Source organism: Epibacterium ulvae (assembly GCF_018678075.1).
In the GTDB taxonomy this organism is placed as follows: Bacteria; Pseudomonadota; Alphaproteobacteria; order Rhodobacterales; family Rhodobacteraceae; genus Epibacterium; species Epibacterium ulvae_A.
On the sequence record NZ_JAHHIR010000040.1, the window covers coordinates 55,163 to 62,386 of the forward strand.

Below are 7,224 nucleotides of genomic sequence, written 5' to 3' on the forward strand. Positions count from 1 at the left end.
TTGGGCGCGCAGGTGATGCTCCTTCGCTGACAGGAATCTTTGCTTGAAGTCTTCTTCGGCAAGGTCAACCAGCCCATGCCGGATCATGTCATATAAGGCGTCGAGGCTCTTCTTGGCCGCTTGTACTTCGGCGTCACGAGTTGCCAGCCGCTCCACTTGATCCCCTTCGGCTTTCTCTTGGCGTGTGCGCAATGGGTCGAGAAGTGCGTTCGCCTTCTCGGAGGTAAGCAGATCTGCTCGAACATGCTGAAGAACCAGCTCGTCAAGTGCGCCCATGGGTACACGGTGACCTTGGCAACCTGACTTACCCGTACGCATATGATTGGAACAGGAGTAGTAGCGATAGCGACCACCCTTTCCTGTTTGCGTGGTCATCCCATTGCCGCAATGCGGACACGTAACGAGACCCGTTAGTAGGACATCGCCGGTCACGACTCTCGGTGGGGTCTTCTTCGGGTTCCTGGCATCAAGGAAATCGCGCAACTGCAGGAATTCATCTTCGGAAACGATGGCCGGCACTCGGAGCGGGATTTCCACACCTCCATTTTCTCCGCTGCGGAACGTAAACTCGCCAGTATATGTCAGATCGGTAAGGTGGCGATGAACACCGCTCACGCCCCATTTATTGCCTCTTCTCGTGCGATACCCTCTCTCATTGAGCCAGCATGCGATTGCCTTGATGCCCATGGGGCCGGAAGACCCGTCACCCTTGAGAGCAAGATCGAACATGCGACGCACCACGCTTGCATCGCGTTCATCAAGCACCAAACCTTTTTTCCGGGTCTTTCCGCGCCGTTCGACTTCCACAACTTTGTACCCGAAGGGCGTGTTGCCGCCGTTCCAGAAACCCTGCAGGGCGTTTTCGTGGAGGCTGCGCCTGACATGTTTTGCTGTCTCCAGTGATTGATATTCATCGAAAATAGCCAGGATGCGCCGCATCAAATTGCCTTCAGGGCTTTCATCGGTTTGCTGAGTCAGGCTGACCACACGAACACCTCGCTTGGCCAACGATCTGATGTAGAGTTCGCCGACGACCTGATCCCGGAAAAAACGGCTATAGGAATGAACGACAATAAGTTCACACTCAAGTCCGCCATAAAGGATGGCATCGACCATGGCTTGAAAGCCTGGCCGCTTGTCGGTTGTGCCACTCTTGACGTCTTTGAACTCACCGACGATGCTGTAAGCGCTATGCTTGCAATATGCCTTGAGCTGTTTGCGCTGATCTGGAATGGAAAGATCTTTTTGGGCCTGCTTGCCTGTCGAAACTCTCAGATAAATAACGGCGCGGCTGCCTGGTGAGGCGACAAACTGCTTTTGCACGGTAATACCCTTCCATGGAATCGCGTTCGAGGCGAAAAATGTGTGCTGGATCGGCTCCAACAATAGCCAGTGTACGAATCAAGGTTCAAGCGAATGTTCGCGTTTGTTCCCATTGAGCCCTTAGCGCTGGATGCATTTTCTTGGTGCATTTCAATTTGAACGCACCAAGAAAAAGCTCCAGGCTCAGTGCTCCAACGCGCGCGTGCGTTGGCCGAAATCACGAAATCCGAAGAGCAAAAATCTAAAAAAAACAGCTTGTTGTGGGGCTTGAATGGCTTGTAGCCTGAGGCCAACTAACTGGCGCACAACGGCGATGCCAATGTGTCCATCTCTTGAGCAGGATTCTTCCTGCACTGGGGCCTGCCGATCGGTCGGTCTCATTAGTCAACAGCGAACCGGCTTCGGCTGGAACGCCAAAGCTATGGAGATGAGACACAATGTCTGAATACACACATGATCTGCCGAAAGACGCGCTTTCGGCGGGCGCGAGGATACAGAAAAGCCGTTTCAGGGAAACGTCCCGGTTTTTTGTCGTGAATGAACTCAAGTCGGTTCGGTTCGTGACAGAAGAGGAGATCCGTGCGCTCGAAACCTTTTACCAAAAGGATATGAGTGATCTGCTGAATGACAAGAAGGGGGGGCGTAAATGAGTCATCCCTTCGGCCAAGACTTCCCTGGTACCCAGCTTAACGCGATCCTTTACGCCAGAGTGTCATCAGCCGAGCAGGCTAAATCGGATCTATCCATTCCTGATCAGATGGAGAGCATGCGAAAACACTGTCGACAGGCGGGGATCGCTGTCGCGCATGAATTCTCTGATGCCCGTTCTGGACGTTCATTGGACGGGCGTTCTCTGGGTGAGATATTGGACATAATCAAGTCCGGTACTGTGACGATCAATCTGCTGATTGTGCATTCCTTCAGTCGTTTGGCGCGGGAATCCTACGAAGCTGAATGGCTTTGGAGAGAGCTGGAAAAACTCGGTGTGCAGATCGTCAGCATCACGCAGCCCATCGAAGATTCACCTACAGGTGGCCTGCTTCGCCAAATGATCAATGTGTTCGATGAGTATACATCGAACGAAATCGCCAAGCATGTCACGAGAACCATGAAGTTCAACGCCGAGCACGGCTTCTGGAATGGGGGTTTACCGCCCTTTGGCTACGTCGCGGCTGTCGCCGGTATGCGGGGGAAGAAGGTAAAGAAAAAACTGGCGGTAGACCCTAACGAAGCTGAGGACGTGCGGCTGATCTTCACATTATATCTCGACGGTGACGGCAAAACCGGCCCCATGGGCGTGAAGAAAGTAGCGCAATGGATGAACTCTCATGGTCATTCTCGGAGAGGGAGGAACTGGACCACGGGTCAACTTCACCGGCTTCTGACCGATGCAGTATATGTAGGGGATTACCTCTTTGGGAAGAAGAAGCCAAAGGATTCACAGGTCATCGTGAAGGTGCCAGCGATTATAGATGCTCCTACCTTCGACAAGGTCCAGGCGCGACTGCGCGAACACCATCCAATCCTTAAGGCCCCCCGACAAGTCAGTAGCCCGGTCCTGCTCACCGGCACAGCCCGCTGTGGCCACTGCGGGGGCGGCATGGTTTTGGCGACTGGAAAGAGTAACCGGTATCGATACTACACCTGCAGCAATCACAAGCGTAAAGGCAAATCTGTGTGCCAAGGGCAAAATGTACCGATGGAGGAGCTCGACAAAATCGTGACTGATACGCTGATCCTGGCACTCGATGATACCGAGCGAAGCCAAGCTGTGCTCTGCAGCCTGTATTTGAAGCTGTCAGCAATGGGATGCACGCGATTTTCGATATCTGGGGAAAACAAGCCCATGAAAAGGGGCAAATCATTGTCGAGTTCAGCCAGACGAAGAATAGTAACGAGTACACAGTTACCGTGGCCGACAATGGTGTGGGCTTGGATGCCAAACGATTCCAGGCATTTTGTACGACCGACACCGATTATAAGATCGAGCGAGGTGGCAAGGGGGTTGGTCGACTTCTGTGGCTTGATGCCTTTTCGAATATCCATGTGGAGAGCATTTTCCGAGAGAATGAAAAGCTCTTCAAGAGATCCTTCGATTTCGGATTTGGTGGTGAGGATCCGATATACAACGAGAACTTGGTTGAAGTTTCTGGTGTGGCTGACACAGGTACGGTCGTTACTTTGAAGGGCTTGCGTAGCAACTCATATGCGACATCAATGCCGCACCAGTATGCGGCCACAATCAAGCACTTCGGCTCACACTTTCTTGCCGACTTCCTCTTGGGGAAGGCTCCTGCGATGTCCGTTACATTCGAGGGAAAAACAGCTGAGTTCCCGGGCACGGTGGAAGATATGCTGGTTGAGAAACGACCGAGTGTAACGCTGGCGTCAGAGAAATTTGGTGAGCTGACGATTGATGGATACATCATGAAACCCGACGCAAGCGCTGATCTTGATGGTAGTCATCAGATGCATTTGGTTTCCTCTGGACGTACGGTTCAGACAAGAAAAATCGATGGATTGATTGGGGTAAGAAGGGTGGGTGACGCTCACGATAGCGTTTTGCATGTCTGCGTTTCCGGCACTTTTCTTGATGAGCGTGTCAACCAGGAGAGAACTCAGTTCAACTTTTCCGAGAAGGTGGCCGAGGATCTGACTAAAGAGTGTGTCCAAAAGGCCAAGGAAGAAATTATCGAGCAAGAAGTTTCGAGCTATGAGACATATCGGCTGGGCCAACTCGAAGATTTTGTCGACCACTATCCAAGTTTTGGATTTGAGGCCCCTCAAGCTCTACTCGGCAAAACACCAGTCAACGCTGACACGCATGAAGCGTTTGCTAAATCTCTGATACCACACAAAATTCGCGCTGATAAGAACCGCCGTGAACTTGTGCAATCCGTGTTGGACAAGCTGACCTCAGATGATGAGGTGAAGCCCGATTTGGCCGAGGAGATTCGGCTTGCTGCGGAGGAGGCAACGCGAGATGAAAACCGGCAGCTCATGGAATATGTCCTTCGGCGGAAATTCATCATCGAGATCCTTCACGCTCTTTTGGGTAAGGTCAGAATTTTGAACGGAAAGTTTGAAACACACCTGGAGGACACATTTCATCAGTTGATTTGCCCAATGCGAGTGGTTGGAGGAGATCCTGCGAGGACGGAACCGGTCTCGCATGATCTTTGGTTGTTGGATGAACGACTTGCTCCGGCAAAATACTTCGCTTCTGATGCTCAAATTAGAGATTTCATGGATGATGACGGAAAGGACCGCGTCGATCTCATGATCTGGGACAAAGTCCACGGACTCGGTTTGGGTTCGGAAGACCGGTTGGAGCGGGTCATGCTGGTGGAGTTCAAGAAACCAGAAAGATCTTCATACAAAGATGGCTATGTCATCGGTCGGCAGATGAACAAATACATGGGTCAGCTCAAAGAAGGAAAAATCCGCTCATACAACGGCGAACTAATCGAGCTTTCCAAGGATGTAGTCTTCCATTGCTATATCATTGCCGACCTCGTGGGGGACATAAAGACCGACACACAGGGATGGAATGACTCGCCAAGTGGGAGAGGCAAGTTCACCTATCTTGGTGGTGAATTCCGCGGGACAATGGAGGTCATTGAGTGGAAGGAACTCGTTAGAGATGCAAAGGTTCGAAATCAGAATTTCCTTGAAGCTGCGAGCCTTTCATTCGCCAACAAAGGAGATCCCATCTTTCCTAACCGAGAGAGTGCCGCCTCAGAAGCTGCTGAGTAAATCGAAGGTTCGCCCATCCATAAAATCCTGTGGAAACCTATGCACCAAGTGAAGATAGCTACCTTTTTCCGTTAGAACGACCATGGACCACCCACAAGAACGCCTTGTCGACTGCATTTGAGGCTTGCTTATGGTTTACGCCTGTTTTGGTTTTTACAAGTTCAACAATTTTGCTCCTGGGAAAGGTCTCCTCGTCTTTGCACTGGCCAGAGGCAAATGATTGCACAAGCTTCTCAGCCAACCGCCGCTGTGGCGAGAGAGAGTTCAGTCTCGGGTCGGACCAGCTGAAAGGCCCTTTAATAACAATGGTATACCAGTTCGCACTTTTATCCCATTCGGCCCGCCATTATCTTACTTTGGCAAGAAAACCCCTCTAACATCTTGAATGGCAAGGTGGTTTTTGGTGTTCGAAGTCCTTCATTTCGCGCATAGGTAATTTGTTCTGCAAAGGCCAGTCTTAGGACGGTGCGTTGAGCGATCAGATTGCCACTTTTCCAGATTTTCCAAGGGTTTGACAGGAATTGCAGGGCGTGTTCGAACATTTGCTCGAAGGTGTGCATTGGCTTTCCTTGGTTTTGCAGTTTTTCGTCTAAAATCAGCTTCTCACGCTCCATCTTTTCGATGCGCTTCTCGTAGGCGGTAATCAGGGTTGGGCTATCCGCGTCCACAACACGATCCAAGAGGCCTTCGATTTGCCTATCCAACCTGTTGCGCTCCGTGCGGATCAGGCGCTTGTCAGCCTCCATTTGTCCTGCACGTTGTCCCCAAGCGTCTTTGAACATCTTTGACGCCATGGCAAACATGCCCTCGGATGGTTTGAGGCTTTGCATCAATTCGTCAAACTCACCTTCGAGCACATCACGACGGATCGATTTGCGATAGCTTGGGCATCCTTTGGCGTGGCAGAGGTAATACGGATGTTTCTTTCCCGATTTGCTGGTGGACCAGCAGGCCGTCAGAGGCGTGTTGCAATCATCGCAGCACACGAACCCCCGTAGAGGGAAATCCGCGTTGATATCCTTGCGAGCGGGCGCTCTGGCCCCGTCCTTGATCCGTTGTTGGATCAATTCATGGGTCTCCAATGAGATCAGACCTTCATGATGGCCTTTGCGAAGTGACACATCCCACTCAGGAATTTCGATGTAACCCGCAAAATGCGTGCGGGTCATCAGGCGGATAATCCGTTCAAAACGGATCGTACCATCGGCGAAGTCTTTCGGGAACGCAGGTTTGGATTCCAGAAACCGCTTCACTTCGGCCTGTGTTTCAAAATGCCCAAAGGCAAAGCCTTCCAAGGCCTCTTGGATGATGGACGCCAAAGGTTCATCCCGCACCAGCATATTGCCATGCCCCGCAACGCGCTCGTATTTATAGCCAATCGGCGCACGGAACACCCAATACCCATTAAGCGCACGCCCCCGCATACGGTTCTTCGTTTGCTCTCCGTTTTTCTGACGTTGGTGTTGGGACACAGATGCCAGCAGGTTCTCCACCAGAATGCTGTCACTGTCCTCGCCAAACTCAATTGATGGGCTTTCCAGCTTGCCACCCGCTTCGGCCAGCAGCGCGCGTAGTTGCCAATGCCCAACCACATCCCGTGCAAAGCGGTTGATGTCGTCGATGATGACAACGCAGGTTTCCTTTTGCGCTTTCAAATACGCCAGCAGCGCAATCATGGCAGGACGATCCGCATCACCACCTGATTTGTTGTCATTGAAGACCTCAAGCACCTCATAGCCCTTATACCGCGCATATTCGCGACAACGGCTTTCTTGCGACGCCAGCCCGTCACCCTTCTTCAATTGAGCGACGCTCGAAACATGAGGTAATCGCGGCAGCGCTGATCGGATGGATGGTGCAAGCTGCGGGGATAGTAGCCTTGAAGGAGATACCCCTATCCTTCGGGCTCCGTGATGGGTATACCAAGAGTGGTGTACTGGTTGAGGACTGCAACACGGATTTGGATCTCCGCGACCTGCCGGTCGAAGTCCCGCGCCATGAGGCCTTGGCCCATCAGCTTCAAGCAATGCATCTTCGTTTCGACGCGGCTTCTGCGGTGGTATCCGCTCCATCGCCTCCATAGCGCACGGCCCAGGTATCTCGAAGCATTGACCGCTTCGTTTCTGGCGATCGCGCCGGCGCTCG

Annotated in this window: 4 protein-coding genes and 2 pseudogenes; 3 read left to right on the forward strand and 3 right to left on the reverse strand. The window is 52.1% G+C overall.

From position 1 onward, the window contains the following. Positions 1-249 precede the first annotated feature (249 nt). Positions 250-1,323: pseudogene (locus tag KMP13_RS20930) on the reverse strand (recombinase family protein); the annotation flags it as partial. Between the two features lie 437 nt (positions 1,324-1,760). Between KMP13_RS20930 and KMP13_RS12150 the strand changes: the two are divergent. Genes KMP13_RS12150 through KMP13_RS12160 form a run of 3 tightly spaced genes read left to right on the forward strand, consistent with a single transcriptional unit; the run spans position 1,761 to position 5,079 of the window. Further along, complete coding sequence (locus KMP13_RS12150) at positions 1,761-1,973, forward strand: hypothetical protein (RefSeq protein WP_215266123.1); 213 nt, start codon at positions 1,761-1,763, stop codon at positions 1,971-1,973. Then, positions 1,970-3,508 carry a recombinase family protein gene (locus tag KMP13_RS12155; protein WP_215266124.1) on the forward strand — a complete coding sequence of 513 codons (1,539 nt, stop codon included), beginning with the start codon at positions 1,970-1,972 and terminating at the stop codon, positions 3,506-3,508. Before KMP13_RS12150 ends, KMP13_RS12155 begins: the two co-directional genes overlap by 4 nt. Then, complete coding sequence (locus tag KMP13_RS12160; RefSeq protein WP_215266125.1) at positions 3,478-5,079, forward strand: hypothetical protein; 1,602 nt, start codon at positions 3,478-3,480, stop codon at positions 5,077-5,079. Before KMP13_RS12155 ends, KMP13_RS12160 begins: the two co-directional genes overlap by 31 nt. A gap of 326 nt (positions 5,080-5,405) precedes the next feature. Here the strand turns inward: KMP13_RS12160 and KMP13_RS12165 are convergent, their stop codons facing one another. Together KMP13_RS12165 and KMP13_RS12170 are read right to left on the reverse strand one after the other, a co-directional pair. Next, a complete protein-coding gene (locus KMP13_RS12165; RefSeq protein ID WP_251363826.1) occupies positions 5,406-6,881 on the reverse strand; it encodes a recombinase family protein in 1,476 nt (491 codons plus the stop codon). Positions 6,882-6,973: 92 nt separating this feature from the next. Then, positions 6,974-7,224: pseudogene (locus KMP13_RS12170) on the reverse strand (IS5/IS1182 family transposase); the annotation flags it as partial.

Bases quoted from the DNA above. Each gene is read 5' to 3' on its own strand.
- KMP13_RS12150 (WP_215266123.1), top strand. From the start codon at position 1,761: ATGTCTGAATACACACATGATCTGCCGAAAGACGCGCTTTCGGCGGGC.
- KMP13_RS12155 (WP_215266124.1), top strand. From the start codon at position 1,970: ATGAGTCATCCCTTCGGCCAAGACTTCCCTGGTACCCAGCTTAACGCG.